Here is a 14,177-nt window from a genome sequence, read left to right as displayed (position 1 = left end):
GACAAGGGCGCGATGCCCCGTTAGAATCAGGGCGTCCTCGCCCGGAATAGTTAGCATGTTTTGGTTACTGGCGATTTTCGCCTACCTGCTCGGCTCGCTGTCCTTCGCTATTTTGCTCAGCCGCCTGACGGGAAATCCCGACCCGCGAATGAGTGGCTCAGGCAATGCCGGCGCCACCAATATGTTGCGCCTAGCTGGCAAGAAACTCGCCGTACTGACGCTGCTCGGCGACCTGTGCAAGGGCTTGTTGCCCGTACTGATCGCCAGCCTCGCCGGCCTGACCCTGCAACAGCAGGCCTGGATCGGCGTATGCGCGGTCCTCGGCCATCTGTTTCCCTTGTACTTCCGCTTTCGCGGTGGCAAAGGCGTCGCCACGGCAGCTGGCATGTTGCTGGGGATCTACCCGCCAGCGGCCTTGCTGGCCGTACTCGCCTGGCTGCTCACCTTCTACCTGACCCGCACCAGCTCGCTCGCCGCGCTGATCGCCACCCCGCTCACCCTGCCACTACTGGCCTGGCAAGAACCGGCGGCACTGCTGCCGATGAGCGTGCTGACGCTGCTGATCGTCTGGCGCCACCGGGGCAATTTACGCGACCTGTTTGCCGGGCGCGAACGGCATTTTTAAATACAGTCGATGCGCCCGGCCCATTTCGCGGCCTTACAACGGCGACAACTGCTCCATCGGCCAGCGCGCCTGCACGCTGATTGCCAGGCTTTCGTGCTGCCCAGCCTGCAAACGCTGGCAACCGGCATAGGCAATCATCGCGCCGTTGTCGGTGCAGAACTCGGGGCGCGCGTAGAACACGTCGCCCTTCATGTCGCCGAGCATTTTTTCCAGCGACGTACGCAAGGCCTTGTTGGCGCTGACGCCGCCTGCAATCACCAGACGCTTCATGCCCGCCTGTTTCAGGGCGCGCTTGCACTTGATGGTCAAAGTCTCCACCACGGCCTGCTGGAACGCCAGCGCGATGTCGCAACGGGCTTGCTCGCTGTCGTCTCCGGCGCTGACGCTGTGCTGCCAAGTGTTCAGCGCGGAGGTTTTTAAACCACTGAAGCTGAACATCAGGCCAGGGCGATCACACATCGGGCGCGGGAAGGTGTAGCGGCCCGCCACGCCTTTTTCGGCGAGACGCGCGATTTCCGGGCCACCGGGATAATTGAGGCCCATCATCTTGGCGGTCTTGTCGAAAGCTTCACCGGCAGCGTCGTCCAGGGACTCACCCAAAAGGGTGTATTGACCAATGCCATCCACCTGAACCAACTGCGTATGGCCGCCCGAAACCAACAATGCGACGAACGGGAACTCTGGGGGTGTTTTTTCCAGCATCGGCGCCAATAAATGGCCTTCCATATGGTGTACGCCGAGGGCCGGAATGCCCCAGGCAAACGCCAGCGCCTGGGCGCAAGAGGCCCCAACCAGCAGGGCTCCGACCAATCCGGGGCCTGCGGTGTAGGCGATGGCGTCGATCTCGGTCGGCACGCAGCCGGCTTCATCCAGCACCTGACGGATCAGGGGCAGCATGCGTTTGACGTGATCACGGCTGGCCAGCTCCGGCACCACGCCACCATAGGCACGGTGCAGGTCGATCTGACTGAACAACGCATCGGCCAAGAGCCCGCGTTCACTGTCGTAAAGTGCGACACCGGTTTCGTCGCAGGAGGTTTCAAGTCCCAGTACTAGCATGGGTTTGCGCCTTGTAGAGGCTGAATTCGAAGGCGCGCATAATAGTCGTCACTCCCCCTCCCGACTAGCGGTTTTCGATCAGAGGCTTTGCATTCCGGGCAATGAGGGGTTAACATCCGCAACCCTTAAAAACCGACGACCTCAGCCGCGAATTTTTTGCGACGAGAACGTTGATCCCGGTAATGAAAGAAGGTAGCTCTGGATGCCAGCCGTCAAAGTTAAAGAGAACGAACCCTTCGACGTAGCTCTGCGTCGTTTCAAGCGCTCCTGCGAAAAAGCCGGTGTACTGGCTGAAGTTCGTAGCCGCGAATTTTACGAGAAGCCAACTTCTGAGCGTAAGCGTAAAGCAGCAGCCGCTGTTAAGCGTCACGCCAAGAAAGTTCAGCGCGAACAGCGCCGCGCCGTTCGTCTGTACTAATACACAGACGTTCGTAGCAAGCTTCTGCCAAGCCCGGCCCTCAGCCGGGCTAATGGCATTTGCGGATATCGCTTGATGCTTCACTGTTGACGCCGCAGACGCGACCGAGACAACTGCTTCACACGTCAGGACTGGCTCTTTTGCCAGCGGTGCACGTCTTCTGACGAGCCTATCAAGGCTACTGACGAGCACACTTATTCTTCAAACAGGCGATCAACTGTATCGACTGTGCCCGACGATGAGCTTCCGAGGCCGCCATTGGCCAAGACCGGATGCCGGGGCAACATTTCCATGCCAAAAACCTGATTGTAACTAACGTCAGTGAATGAACGGCAGATACACTTCCTGAATGCCCAAGCAGACAACTGATGATCGAGCCGCGCAACGCGTGCGCTTGAGCAATCATTGGGCCCTCATTGACACGCAGTGATGACGAGAACGCCATGGCCGGGCTGATTCCCCAGAGCTTTATTGACGACCTTCTGAACCGCACCGACATCGTCGATGTTGTCAGCTCGCGCGTGCAACTGAAAAAAGCCGGCAAGAACTACACCGCCTGCTGCCCGTTCCATAAAGAGAAAACCCCATCGTTCAGCGTCAGCCCGGACAAGCAGTTCTATTACTGCTTCGGCTGCGGCGCGGGCGGTAACGCCCTGGGTTTTCTCATGGACCACGACAACCTGGACTTCCCCCAGGCGATCGAGGACCTGGCAAAAGCGGCGGGCATGGAAGTCCCACGCGAAGAAAGTGGCCGCGCGCACAAGCCGCGCCAACCCACCGATTCGCCGCTGTACCCGCTACTGACGGCCGCTGCCGACTTTTACCGTCAGGCGCTTAAAAGCCATCCGCAGCGCAAGGCCGCCGTCGACTATCTGAAAGGCCGCGGCCTTACCGGGGAAATCGCCCGCGACTTCGGCCTGGGGTTCGCCCCGCCCGGCTGGGACAACCTGTACAAGCACCTGAGCAGCGACACCCTCCAGCAAAAGGCCATGATCGACGCCGGCCTGCTGGTGGAAAACGCCGAGACCGGCAAACGCTACGACCGCTTCCGCGACCGCGTGATGTTCCCGATCCGCGACAGCCGGGGCCGCATCATCGCCTTTGGTGGCCGTGTGCTGGGGGACGACAAGCCCAAGTACCTGAACTCCCCGGAAACCCCGGTGTTCCACAAGGGCCAGGAGCTCTACGGCCTGTTCGAGGCGCGCAAGAACAACCGCAACCTCGATGAAATCATCGTGGTTGAAGGCTATATGGACGTGATCGCGCTCGCCCAACAAGGCTTGCGCAATGCCGTCGCCACACTCGGCACCGCGACCAGCGAAGAACACATGAAGCGCTTGTTTCGCGTGGTACCCAGCGTGCTGTTCTGCTTCGACGGTGACCAGGCGGGCCGCAACGCCGCCTGGCGCGCACTGGAGGCAACTCTTTCCAGCCTGCAAGATGGACGGCGCGCGCGCTTCCTGTTCCTGCCCGAAGGCGAAGACCCGGACACCCTGGTTCGCTCTGAAGGCACCGATGCATTCCGCGCACGCATCAATCAACACGCTCAACCGCTGGCAGACTACTTCTTCCAGCAACTGACCGAGGAAGCCGACCCGCGCTCCCTGGAAGGCAAGGCCCATATGGCCACCCTTGCGGCGCCGCTGATCGACAAGGTCCCCGGCGCCAACCTGAAATCACTGATGCGCATGCGCCTGCAGGAAATCACCGGGCTAAGCGGCGAAGCCGTCAGCCAGCTGGTGCACAACGCGCCGCATGATGCGCCGCCACCGGCCTACGACCCAGGCATGGACTACGACGCCATGCCGGACTATTCCGATTTCCATCAACCGCAGGAGGCTTACGCGCCCCAGCAGGAGTGGACACCGAAAAAGTCTGGCAACGACGGCAAGAAATGGGAAAAGAAACCCTGGAGCAAGAACGGCAAGCGCGGTGATCGCGACGAGCCCTATGCCCCACGAACGCCGGTTGCTGTAGAGGCGCCGACGCTCATTGCCCTGCGCACGCTCATCCACCACCCGCAATTGGCGGAAAAAGTCGAGAGCGCCGATCACTTTGCCAACGCAAGTAACACTTATGCCCAGGTACTGATCGCCTTGATCGAGGCGGTACAGAAAAATCCTAAGCTAAACTCCATTCAGTTGATGGCGCGTTGGCATGGCACCGAACAAGGCCGGTTATTGAAAGCACTCGCAGAAAAGGAGTGGCTAATTGACGGCGATAACCTTGAACAACAGTTTTTAGACACCATTACTAGGTTATCCGCGGGTCAGCACACGCAGACCCTCGACGAACTCATCAAGAGAGCAAGGCAGCCTGGATTATCGGCTGAAGAGCAAATTCAGATAGCAAAACAGATGCGCGACCTCTTAAAACAGAATGTTTCCGCATCAAACCCGACCTCAGCTGGCGTGTGAGGTCATAGCTCGGGTATAATCCTCGGCTTGTTTTTTGCCCGCCAAGACCTTCAGTGGATAGGGTGTTATGTCCGGAAAAGCGCAACAGCAGTCTCGTATCAAAGAGTTGATCGTTCTCGGTCGTGAGCAGGGTTACCTGACTTACGCGGAGGTCAACGACCACCTGCCTGAGGATATTTCAGATCCAGAGCAGGTGGAAGACATCATCCGCATGATTAACGACATGGGGATCAACGTATTCGAAGCTGCGCCAGATAAGGATTCCCTTATGCTGGCGGACGCCGATACCGACGAGGCTGCCGCTGAAGAAGCGGCTGCCGCGCTGGCTGCTGTGGAGACCGATATCGGTCGTACCACCGACCCTGTGCGCATGTATATGCGTGAAATGGGTACCGTCGAGCTGCTGACACGCGAAGGCGAAATCGAAATCGCCAAGCGTATCGAAGAGGGCATCCGTGAAGTGATGGGCGCAATCGCGCACTTCCCTGGCACGGTTGACCATATTCTCTCCGAGTACACCCGCGTCACCACCGAAGGTGGTCGCCTGTCCGACGTACTGAGTGGCTACATCGACCCGGACGACGGCATTGCGCCGCCAGCCGCCGAAGTGCCGCCGCCAGTCGATGCCAAGGCTGCGAAAGCGGACGACGACTCCGAAGACGACGACGCTGAAGCCAGCGGCGACGACGAAGATGAAGTTGAAAGCGGTCCAGACCCGATCATCGCTGCGCAGCGTTTCGGTGCGGTTTCCGATCAAATGGAAATCACCCGCAAGGCCCTGAAAAAGCATGGTCGCGCCAACAAGCTGGCAATCGCCGAGCTGCTGGCACTGGCTGAGCTGTTCATGCCGATCAAGCTGGTACCGAAGCAATTCGAAGGCCTGGTTGAGCGTGTTCGCAGTGCCTTGGAGCGTCTGCGTGCACAAGAGCGCGCAATTATGCAGCTCTGTGTCCGTGATGCACGCATGCCGCGTGCCGACTTCCTGCGCCAGTTCCCAGGCAACGAAGTAGACGAAAGCTGGACCGACGCACTGGCCAAGGGCAAGGCGAAATACGCCGAAGCCATTGGTCGCCTGCAGCCGGACATCATTCGTTGCCAGCAGAAGTTGCAAGCATTGGAGACCGAGACCGGTCTGACGATTGCCGAGATCAAGGACATCAACCGTCGTATGTCGATCGGTGAGGCCAAGGCCCGCCGCGCGAAGAAAGAGATGGTTGAAGCGAACTTGCGTCTGGTGATCTCCATTGCCAAGAAGTACACCAACCGTGGCCTGCAATTCCTCGACCTGATCCAGGAAGGCAACATCGGCTTGATGAAGGCTGTGGACAAGTTCGAATACCGTCGCGGTTACAAGTTCTCGACTTATGCCACCTGGTGGATCCGTCAGGCGATCACTCGCTCGATCGCCGACCAGGCCCGCACCATCCGTATTCCGGTGCACATGATCGAGACGATCAACAAGCTCAACCGTATTTCCCGGCAGATGTTGCAGGAAATGGGTCGCGAACCGACCCCGGAAGAGCTGGGCGAACGCATGGAAATGCCTGAGGATAAAATCCGCAAGGTATTGAAGATCGCTAAAGAGCCGATCTCCATGGAAACCCCGATTGGTGATGACGAAGACTCCCATTTGGGTGACTTCATCGAAGACTCGACCATGCAGTCGCCAATCGATGTCGCCACCGTTGAGAGCCTTAAAGAAGCGACTCGCGACGTACTGTCCGGCCTCACTGCCCGTGAAGCCAAGGTACTGCGCATGCGTTTCGGCATCGACATGAATACCGACCACACCCTTGAGGAAGTCGGTAAGCAGTTTGACGTGACCCGCGAGCGGATCCGTCAGATCGAAGCCAAGGCGCTGCGCAAGTTGCGCCACCCGACGCGAAGCGAGCATCTGCGCTCCTTCCTCGACGAGTGATACCAAAACCCCCGGCCCAGGCCGGGGGTTTTGTTTTGTCTCGATAAAATCCTGCGCCCCTCCTCCTCCCCCGCAATGCCCGTCTACACTCGAAACATTCCCCGTGCCATAACGAGACCGTTATGCCCAGATTGCCGACTGTGTTGCTGCTGTCGCTGCTGACCTGGACCGCAACGGCTGGCGCGTTGACTCTTACTGATGATGAGCGTGGCTGGCTGGCGGACCATCAGGAGTTGCGCCTCGGGGTGGATGCGTCATGGCCACCCTTTGAATACCGTGACGAGAATGGCCGCTACCAAGGCTTGGCAGCGGATTATGTGCGCCTGATCCAGGACCGCCTTGGCGTGCGCGTCAAATTGATCGAGCCGGCGAACTGGAGTGCGGTACTAGAACAGGCCCGTAACAATCAGCTCGATCTGCTGCCAGGCATCATGTCCACGCCGGAGCGCCAGGGCTATATGGCGTTCACACGGCCTTACCTGGACTTTCCCATCGTCATCCTGGCCCATGAGGGCGGCGCCAAACCACTTACCCTGAAGGACCTCTACGGCTTGAAGATTGCCGTGGTGGAAAATTACGCCCCCCATGAGCTGTTGCGCACCCATCACCCGGATCTCAACTTGGTGGCCATGCCGAATGTCAGCTCGACGCTGCAAGCCCTGGCGACCGATGAAGTGGATGCGGTCGTCGGCGACCTGGCCTCCAGCGTCTGGAGCCTGCGCCAACTCAAGCTCGACGGCTTGTACGTGAGCGGCGAAACGCCCTATCGCTACCAACTGGCGATGGGTGTACCGCGTGACAATAAAATGCTGGTGGGCATTCTGGACAAGGTGCTCGCCGACCTCAGCCCGCAAGAAACCGACGCCATCCAGCAACATTGGGTCGGCAGCTTTACCGATCACCGCACCTTCTGGACCGACCTGCTGACCTACGGCCTGCCCGCAGTGCTCTTGCTGAGTACCGTATTGGCCGTGGTGATTCGGATCAATCGCCGGCTCAGTTCGGAAATCTCCCGCCGCGTCGCCCTCGAACAGGAACTGCGCAGCAGCGAATACCACTATCGCGGTTTGGTGGAGAGCCTGTCCGCCATTGCCTGGGAAGCCAGTATCACCGACTTCACCTACAGCTATGTGTCGCCCCACGCTGAAGATTTGCTCGGTTACCCGCGTGCGCACTGGTTGATCCCAGGCTTCTGGCGCAACATCATTCACCCCGCCGACCTGATCCGCACCGAAGCCTACTGCTATCGCGAAACCCGTGCCAACCGCGACCACAGCATTGATTACCGGGTGATCACCGCTGACGGCCGTTGCTTGTGGGTGCGCGACATTGTCAGCCTGATCGAACACGGTCATGAGCCGGTTCTGCGCGGTTTGATGATCGATATCAGCGAGGCCAAGCGCACCGAGGAAGCCTTGCAGCTGTCCGAGCAAAAGTTCGCCTCGGTGTTCCAGCAGTGCCCGGACATGCTGGTGATCGCGCGACTGTCTGATGGCTGCCTGCTGGAAGTGAACAAGGCGTTTGAAGACCAGATTGGCCTGACGGCCGAGCAGGTCGTCGGTAAAACCGCTACCGAGTTGAATATCTGGGGCATCAAGGGCGTCGGGCCCGACCTGCTGCAACGGGTGCAGACCACCAGTATCCGCAACCTGGAAATGCCCTTTCTGCGCAGCAACGGTCAGGCCTTCACCGGGCTGATTTCCGCCGAGCCGTTCCAACTCGACACCACAGAAGCCATCGTCGTGGTAGTGCGTGACATCACCCAACTCAAGGAAACCCAGCAGCAACTGCAAACCTCCGAGGAGAAATTCGCCAAGGCCTTCCACGCCTCCCCCGACGGCTTGTTGCTGAGCCGGCAACGCGATGGCCTGTTGATTGAAGTGAACGATGGTTTCAGCCGGATCACCGGCTTCACCAGCGCCACCTCCCTAGACCAATCGACCTTGGACCTGGGCATCTGGGTTGACCTCAACGAACGCAAGCACATGCTGGAAATGATGCAGCGCGATGGCTTTGTGCGTGACTTCATCTGCCATATCCGCCGCAGCGATGGGCAGATCCGCCTGTGCGAACTGTCCAGCCGTCCGTTGCCGATCGGCGACGAAGACTGCATGCTGACCATCGCCCGCGATATCACCGAGCGCCAGCTGATGCAGGAAAAACTGCAACAGGCCGCCACGGTGTTCGAGAGCACGGCCGAAGGCGTCTTGATCACAGATACCCGTCAGAACATCAGCGCCGTCAACCGCGCCTTCACCGAGATCACTGGCTACAGCGAGGCCGAAGCCCTCGGCCACACCCCGCGGCTGCTGGCTTCCGGCCTGCATGACAGCGCGTTCTACGCCGCCATGTGGCACCAGTTGACTGCCCAGGGCCACTGGCAGGGCGAGATTTCCAACCGTCGCAAGAACGGCGAAGTGTACCCAAGCTGGCTGACGATCAGTGCCGTGCGCAATCGCGACCAGTTGATCACGCACTTCGTCGCAGTGTTTGCCGACATCTCCAGCCTCAAACTCGCCCAGGCCCGCCTCGACTACCAGGCGCACCACGACCCGCTGACCGGCCTGCCTAACCGCACGCTGTTCGAAAGCCGGCTGCAAGCGGCCCTCAACGGCCATCAGGAAACCGGTAAACAGGGCGCCGTGCTGTTTCTCGACCTGGACCGCTTCAAACACATCAACGACAGCCTCGGCCACCCGATTGGCGACCTGCTGCTCAAAGACATCGCCGTACGCCTCAAGGAACAACTGCGCGACATCGACACCGTCGCCCGCCTGGGCGGCGACGAATTCATCATCCTGCTCCCCGGCTTGCAGCACGCCAGCGACGCCCAGTACTTGGCGAATAAACTGCTGGCCTGCTTCACACCGCCGTTCCAGGCGGGTGAGCACGAGTTTTTTATCAGCGCCAGCATCGGCACCAGCCTGTACCCCGAGGACGGCACCGACGTTGCCACGCTGGTCAAGAACGCTGACGCGGCGATGTACCGCTCCAAGGCCAAAGGGCGCAACCGGGTCGAAAGCTACACCCGAGACCTCACCGCCCAGGCCAACGAACGCGTGGCACTCGAACACGAACTGCGCCGCGCCATCGAGCGCGATGAGTTGAGCCTCTACTACCAGCCCAAACTAAGCCTGGCGACCCACGAACTGATCGGCGCCGAAGCCTTGATCCGCTGGCGCCACCCCACCTTTGGCGACGTCCCCCCCGAACACTTCATCGCCCTGGCCGAAGAAAACGGCATGATCCTGCAAATTGGCGACTGGGTACTGGAACAAGCCTGCCGGCAAATGCACGCCTGGCAAGGCCACTTCGACGACTTCGGCCCACTGTCGGTCAACCTGGCTGGCGCGCAGTTACGCCACCCCGGCTTACTGGGCCGTATCGAACAGTTGCTGCATGACTACCAACTCGACCCCGGCCGCCTGCAATTGGAAATCACCGAAAACTTCATCATGAGCCAGGCCGAAGAAGCGCTGGAGGTATTGCACCAGCTCAAAGACCTCGGCGTACAGCTGGCCATTGACGACTTTGGCACCGGTTATTCATCCCTCAGCTACCTCAAGCGCCTGCCCCTGGACTTCCTCAAGATCGACCAGTCCTTCGTCCGCGGCCTGCCCGACGACCCCCACGACGCCGCCATCGTGCGCGCCATCATCGCGCTGGGCCACAGCATGCAATTCACCATCATCGCCGAAGGCGTGGAGAACCCCGCACAGCAAGCCTTCCTGGCGGCCGAAGGCTGCGAACAGATGCAAGGCTACATCGTCAGCCTGCCGCTACCGCCGGAGCTTTTTGCTGCTACGTTTCTTCGTATGCGCATTGAGGATTATTCGGATGGCACAGCGGGGAAACCATCGTTATAATCCGCGACCTGTTACAGGGCCTATAGCTCAGTTGGTCAGAGCAGAGGACTCATAATCCTTTGGTCCACGGTTCAAGTCCGTGTGGGCCCACCAAACAAGAAAGCCGCGCATTGCGCGGCTTTTGTGTGTCTGGCAGCCTCATTTCGCAAACAACTGCCCAATATCCCTGAACGCCTTGAACTCCAGCGCATTCCCGCACGGATCAAACAGAAACAGCGTTGCCTGCTCCCCCACCTGCCCCTTGAACCGAATATGCGGTTCCAGCACGAACCGGGTTTGCCGCGCCTGCAAGCGCTCCGCCAAGGCATGCCAATCGTCCCAGCCCAGCACCACGCCAAAGTGCGGCACAGGCACATCGTGGCCGTCTACGGCATTGGTGTGGGCGGCCTCCTGCGAGGCAGTTTTCGGGTGTTCGTGGATCACCAATTGGTGGCCAAAGAAGTTGAAGTCGACCCAATGGTCGCTGGAGCGGCCTTCTTCCAGGCCGAAGACGTCGCCGTAGAAGTGCCGCGCGGCGGCCAGGTCGAATACCGGAATTGCCAGGTGAAAAGGCGCAAGTGTCATCAGTTCAAACCTCTATGGGCGTTAAGTGCATCGAGTTTAGCCTTGCTCCTTGCGATGAAAAGACGATAGTTTTTGCGTCGAGCTCAAATTATTTCGATCAATCGAGAGACCCATGCTGCGCGAACTGAAAACCTTTATTGCGGTAACCCGGCACGGCACGTTTGCGGCGGCGGGTATGCATATCGGACTGACGCAGTCGGCGGTCAGTGCACAGATTCGTCAATTGGAGCAGGCCCTCGGCGTGCCGTTGTTCGACCGCACCGGACGCCAGGCCACGCTGAATGCTGCCGGGCTACGCGCACTGCCGCTGGCCAAGGAGATTCTGGAAACCTTCAACCGCATGGCGGTACCGGTGGATGCCAACGAGTACCGGGGCGAGTTGAAAGTCGGCGCCATCACCACCGCGCAAACCGGTTTGCTGCCCCAGGCGCTGGTGCGTTTGCGCCAGGCGGCGCCGGCGGTGGAGTGCAAGCTGATACCGGGTGTGTCCCTGGATCTGTTGAGCCAAGTAGATGCAGGCGAATTGGACTCGGCCATCATCATCCGTCCGCCCTTCGACCTGCCCAAGGAGTTGCATGTGCAGGTGCTGCGCAAGGAGCCGTTTGTGCTGATCGTGCCTAACAGGCTAGCGGGTGATAACCCTCTGCAACTGCTCGCGACGCAGCCTCACGTGCGTTATGACCGGGCCTCATTTGGTGGTCGGTTGGTCAGCCGATTCCTGCGTGAGCAGAAGCTTGACGTGCAGGTGGCGCTGGAGTTGGACGAGTTGGAGGCCATCGTCAAGATGGTCGAGTGCGGCCTGGGTGTATCGCTGATTCCTCAGGCCGGGTTGTGGCTGGAACGCTCGCCCAAGGTACGAATTATCCCACTGGGCAGCCTGACCTTTTACCGCGAAATCATCCTGCTCAGCCGCTACAACCAGCGCCAACTCCCTGTACCGCAACTGTTTGCCCGCTGCCTGCTCGCGGACGCCAGCCTGTAAGATGCCTGTTTATTGCCCCCGTTTCGGAGCCCTCACCTTGCCCGCCCTAGATGAAATCGATCGCCAACTGATCGCCGCCTTGCAGATCAACGCCCGCGAAAGCGTGGCCATGCTCGCCCGGCAGTTGGGCATCGCGCGCACCACGGTGACCTCTCGCCTGGCGCGCCTGGAGAAAACCCAGGTGATCACCGGCTATGGCGTGCGCCTGAGCCAGCGGGTGTCGGACGGAGGTTTGCAAGCCTACGTGGGCATCACCGTGCAACCGCGCTCTGGCAAAGAGGTGTTGCGCCGGTTAAGCGCCATGGCCCAGGTGCAGCAGCTGTGCGCTGTGAGTGGCGAGTTCGATTACGTCGCCTGGCTGCGCACGGATTCGCCTGAGCAGTTGGACCAATTGCTCGACCAGATCGGCAGCGTGGACGGCGTGGAGAAAACCACGACTTCGATCATCCTCAGCAACAAATTGGATCGCGGTCAGCCAGTTTGACCACAAGCTTCGTCACTCTGACTAAAAATAGATCAATCCGACGACACATTGCGTCTTATTAACGTACGCAACGCTCCCTAAACTGGCTGCCATCTTTTCCTATACTCAGCGGGTCGTGCCCCGCCGGGTATCCAGCAAGGTCAGCCATGAACACGTTCAACAAAAACAATCGCCACCCTGCAGACGGTAAAAAGCCCATCACCATCTTTGGCCCAGACTTTCCGTTTGCCTTTGATGACTGGATCGAACACCCGGCCGGCCTCGGCAGCATCCCCGCCGCCAACCACGGTGCCGAAGTGGCGATCGTCGGCGCGGGGATCGCGGGCCTGGTGGCCGCCTACGAGCTGATGAAGCTCGGTCTCAAGCCAGTAGTATACGAAGCCTCGAAAATGGGTGGCCGCCTGCGCTCCCAAGCCTTCGAAGGTGCCGAAGGCATCATTGCCGAGCTAGGCGGCATGCGCTTTCCGGTGTCGTCCACTGCGTTCTACCACTATGTCGATAAGCTGGGGCTGGAAACCAAACCTTTCCCCAACCCACTGACCCCGGCGTCCGGCAGTACGGTCATCGACCTTGAAGGCCAGACCCACTACGCGCAAAAACTCTCCGACTTGCCGGTGCTGTTCCAAGAAGTGGCGGACGCCTGGGCCGATGCCCTGGAAGCCGGGTCGCAGTTCGGCGATATCCAGCAGGCCATCCGCGACCGTGACGTGCCCCGCCTCAAGGAGCTATGGAACAAACTGGTGCCACTGTGGGATGACCGCACCTTCTACGACTTCGTCGCGACCTCCAAGGCGTTCGCCAAGCTGTCATTCCTGCACCGCGAAGTCTTCGGCCAGGTCGGTTTTGGCACTGGCGGCTGGGACTCAGACTTCCCCAACTCCATGCTGGAAATCTTCCGTGTGGTGATGACCAACTGCGACGACCATCAACACTTGGTGGTCGGCGGTGTGGCCCAGGTGCCGATGGGCATCTGGCGCCATGTACCGGAGCGCTGCGCCCACTGGCCGGCCGGCACCAGCCTGAGCTCGCTGCATCGCGGCGCGCCACGGGCCGGGGTGAAGCGCATCGCCCATGCCGCCGATGGCCGTTTCGCCGTCACCGACAACTATGGCGACACCCGCGAATACGCCGCAGTGCTGACCACCTGCCAAAGCTGGCTGCTGACCACTCAGATCGAATGCGACGAAACCCTGTTCTCGCAAAAGATGTGGATGGCCCTGGACCGCACGCGCTACATGCAATCGTCGAAAACCTTCGTGATGGTCGACCGCCCGTTCTGGAAAGACAAAGACCCTGAAACCGGCCGCGACCTGATGAGCATGACCCTCACCGATCGCCTGACCCGTGGCACCTACCTGTTCGATAACGGCGACGACAAGCCAGGGGTGATCTGCCTGTCTTATTCGTGGATGAGCGACGCCCTGAAAATGCTGCCGCAGCCCATCGACAAACGCGTAAAACTGGCCCTCGACGCCCTGAAAAAGATCTACCCGAAAGTCGATATCAAGGCGCGCATCATCGGTGACCCGATCACCGTGTCATGGGAAGCCGACCCGCATTTCCTCGGGGCCTTCAAAGGCGCACTGCCGGGCCACTATCGCTACAACCAGCGCATGTATGCGCACTTCATGCAGAAGGACATGCCCGCCGAACAACGTGGGATTTTTATCGCCGGTGATGATGTGTCGTGGACCCCAGCCTGGGTCGAGGGCGCAGTACAGACTTCGCTGAATGCGGTGTGGGGCATCATGACCCACTTCGGTGGCAGCACTCACCCAGAGAACCCTGGGCCGGGTGACGTATTCGATGAAATCGGGCCGATCGCCCTGGCCGACTAAGGAGTT

The 14,177-nt window shown here is 59.9% G+C and carries 10 protein-coding genes and 1 tRNA gene; 9 read left to right on the top strand and 2 right to left on the bottom strand.

The window, feature by feature from the left end; translation table 11 throughout:
- Positions 1-55: 55 nt before the first annotated feature.
- On the top strand, positions 56-625 hold the full coding sequence (gene plsY, locus H096_RS10670; protein WP_016977867.1) for a glycerol-3-phosphate 1-O-acyltransferase PlsY: 570 nt from the start codon (positions 56-58) through the stop codon (positions 623-625).
- Between the two features lie 33 nt (positions 626-658).
- Here the strand turns inward: plsY and tsaD are convergent, their stop codons facing one another.
- On the bottom strand, positions 659-1,684 hold the full coding sequence (gene tsaD / locus H096_RS10665; protein WP_017739515.1) for a tRNA (adenosine(37)-N6)-threonylcarbamoyltransferase complex transferase subunit TsaD: 1,026 nt from the start codon (positions 1,682-1,684) through the stop codon (positions 659-661).
- A 202-nt stretch (positions 1,685-1,886) separates the two neighbouring features.
- On the opposite strand from tsaD, the gene rpsU reads away from it, so the two are divergent.
- The 5 genes from rpsU (at position 1,887) to H096_RS10640 (ending at position 10,396) form a co-directional block, all read left to right on the top strand.
- Positions 1,887-2,102, top strand: a complete 216-nt coding sequence (gene rpsU, locus H096_RS33060) for a 30S ribosomal protein S21 (RefSeq protein WP_002551877.1) — start codon at positions 1,887-1,889, stop codon at positions 2,100-2,102.
- A 443-nt stretch (positions 2,103-2,545) separates the two neighbouring features.
- Positions 2,546-4,519, top strand: a complete 1,974-nt coding sequence (dnaG, locus tag H096_RS10655) for a DNA primase (protein ID WP_033898107.1) — start codon at positions 2,546-2,548, stop codon at positions 4,517-4,519.
- Between the two features lie 67 nt (positions 4,520-4,586).
- Positions 4,587-6,437 (top strand): RNA polymerase sigma factor RpoD, encoded by a 1,851-nt coding sequence (gene rpoD, locus H096_RS10650; protein WP_033898106.1) that lies wholly within the window; start codon positions 4,587-4,589, stop codon positions 6,435-6,437.
- 122 nt (positions 6,438-6,559) lie between these two features.
- Positions 6,560-10,303 (top strand): bifunctional diguanylate cyclase/phosphodiesterase, encoded by a 3,744-nt coding sequence (locus H096_RS10645; RefSeq protein WP_033898105.1) that lies wholly within the window; start codon positions 6,560-6,562, stop codon positions 10,301-10,303.
- 16 nt (positions 10,304-10,319) lie between these two features.
- Positions 10,320-10,396, top strand: a tRNA-Ile gene (locus H096_RS10640).
- Between the two features lie 45 nt (positions 10,397-10,441).
- Here H096_RS10640 and H096_RS10635 read toward each other — a convergent pair.
- The gene (locus tag H096_RS10635) at positions 10,442-10,867 is read right to left on the bottom strand and encodes a VOC family protein (RefSeq protein WP_033898104.1); all 426 of its coding nucleotides are present in this window, start codon (positions 10,865-10,867) and stop codon (positions 10,442-10,444) included.
- A gap of 112 nt (positions 10,868-10,979) precedes the next feature.
- On the opposite strand from H096_RS10635, the gene H096_RS10630 reads away from it, so the two are divergent.
- From H096_RS10630 to H096_RS10620, 3 genes are all read left to right on the top strand, one after another.
- Complete coding sequence (locus tag H096_RS10630; RefSeq protein WP_033898103.1) at positions 10,980-11,849, top strand: LysR family transcriptional regulator; 870 nt, start codon at positions 10,980-10,982, stop codon at positions 11,847-11,849.
- 37 nt (positions 11,850-11,886) lie between these two features.
- Positions 11,887-12,333, top strand: coding sequence for an Lrp/AsnC family transcriptional regulator (locus H096_RS10625; RefSeq protein ID WP_033898102.1), 447 nt, complete (start codon positions 11,887-11,889; stop codon positions 12,331-12,333).
- A 146-nt stretch (positions 12,334-12,479) separates the two neighbouring features.
- The gene (locus H096_RS10620; protein ID WP_033898101.1) at positions 12,480-14,171 is read left to right on the top strand and encodes an NAD(P)/FAD-dependent oxidoreductase; all 1,692 of its coding nucleotides are present in this window, start codon (positions 12,480-12,482) and stop codon (positions 14,169-14,171) included.
- Positions 14,172-14,177 lie beyond the last annotated feature (6 nt).

Origin of the sequence: Pseudomonas sp. FH1 (assembly GCF_000510895.2) — a bacterium.
In the GTDB taxonomy this organism is placed as follows: domain Bacteria; phylum Pseudomonadota; class Gammaproteobacteria; order Pseudomonadales; family Pseudomonadaceae; genus Aquipseudomonas; species Aquipseudomonas azotoformans_A.
This window is presented reverse-complemented; position numbering and strand designations above follow the sequence as displayed.

Bases quoted from the DNA above. Each gene is read 5' to 3' on its own strand.
- plsY (WP_016977867.1), top strand. From the start codon at position 56: ATGTTTTGGTTACTGGCGATTTTCGCCTACCTGCTCGGCTCGCTGTCC.
- tsaD (WP_017739515.1), bottom strand. From the start codon at position 1,684: ATGCTAGTACTGGGACTTGAAACCTCCTGCGACGAAACCGGTGTCGCA.
- rpsU (WP_002551877.1), top strand. From the start codon at position 1,887: ATGCCAGCCGTCAAAGTTAAAGAGAACGAACCCTTCGACGTAGCTCTG.
- dnaG (WP_033898107.1), top strand. From the start codon at position 2,546: ATGGCCGGGCTGATTCCCCAGAGCTTTATTGACGACCTTCTGAACCGC.
- rpoD (WP_033898106.1), top strand. From the start codon at position 4,587: ATGTCCGGAAAAGCGCAACAGCAGTCTCGTATCAAAGAGTTGATCGTT.
- H096_RS10645 (WP_033898105.1), top strand. From the start codon at position 6,560: ATGCCCAGATTGCCGACTGTGTTGCTGCTGTCGCTGCTGACCTGGACC.
- H096_RS10635 (WP_033898104.1), bottom strand. From the start codon at position 10,867: ATGACACTTGCGCCTTTTCACCTGGCAATTCCGGTATTCGACCTGGCC.
- H096_RS10630 (WP_033898103.1), top strand. From the start codon at position 10,980: ATGCTGCGCGAACTGAAAACCTTTATTGCGGTAACCCGGCACGGCACG.
- H096_RS10620 (WP_033898101.1), top strand. From the start codon at position 12,480: ATGAACACGTTCAACAAAAACAATCGCCACCCTGCAGACGGTAAAAAG.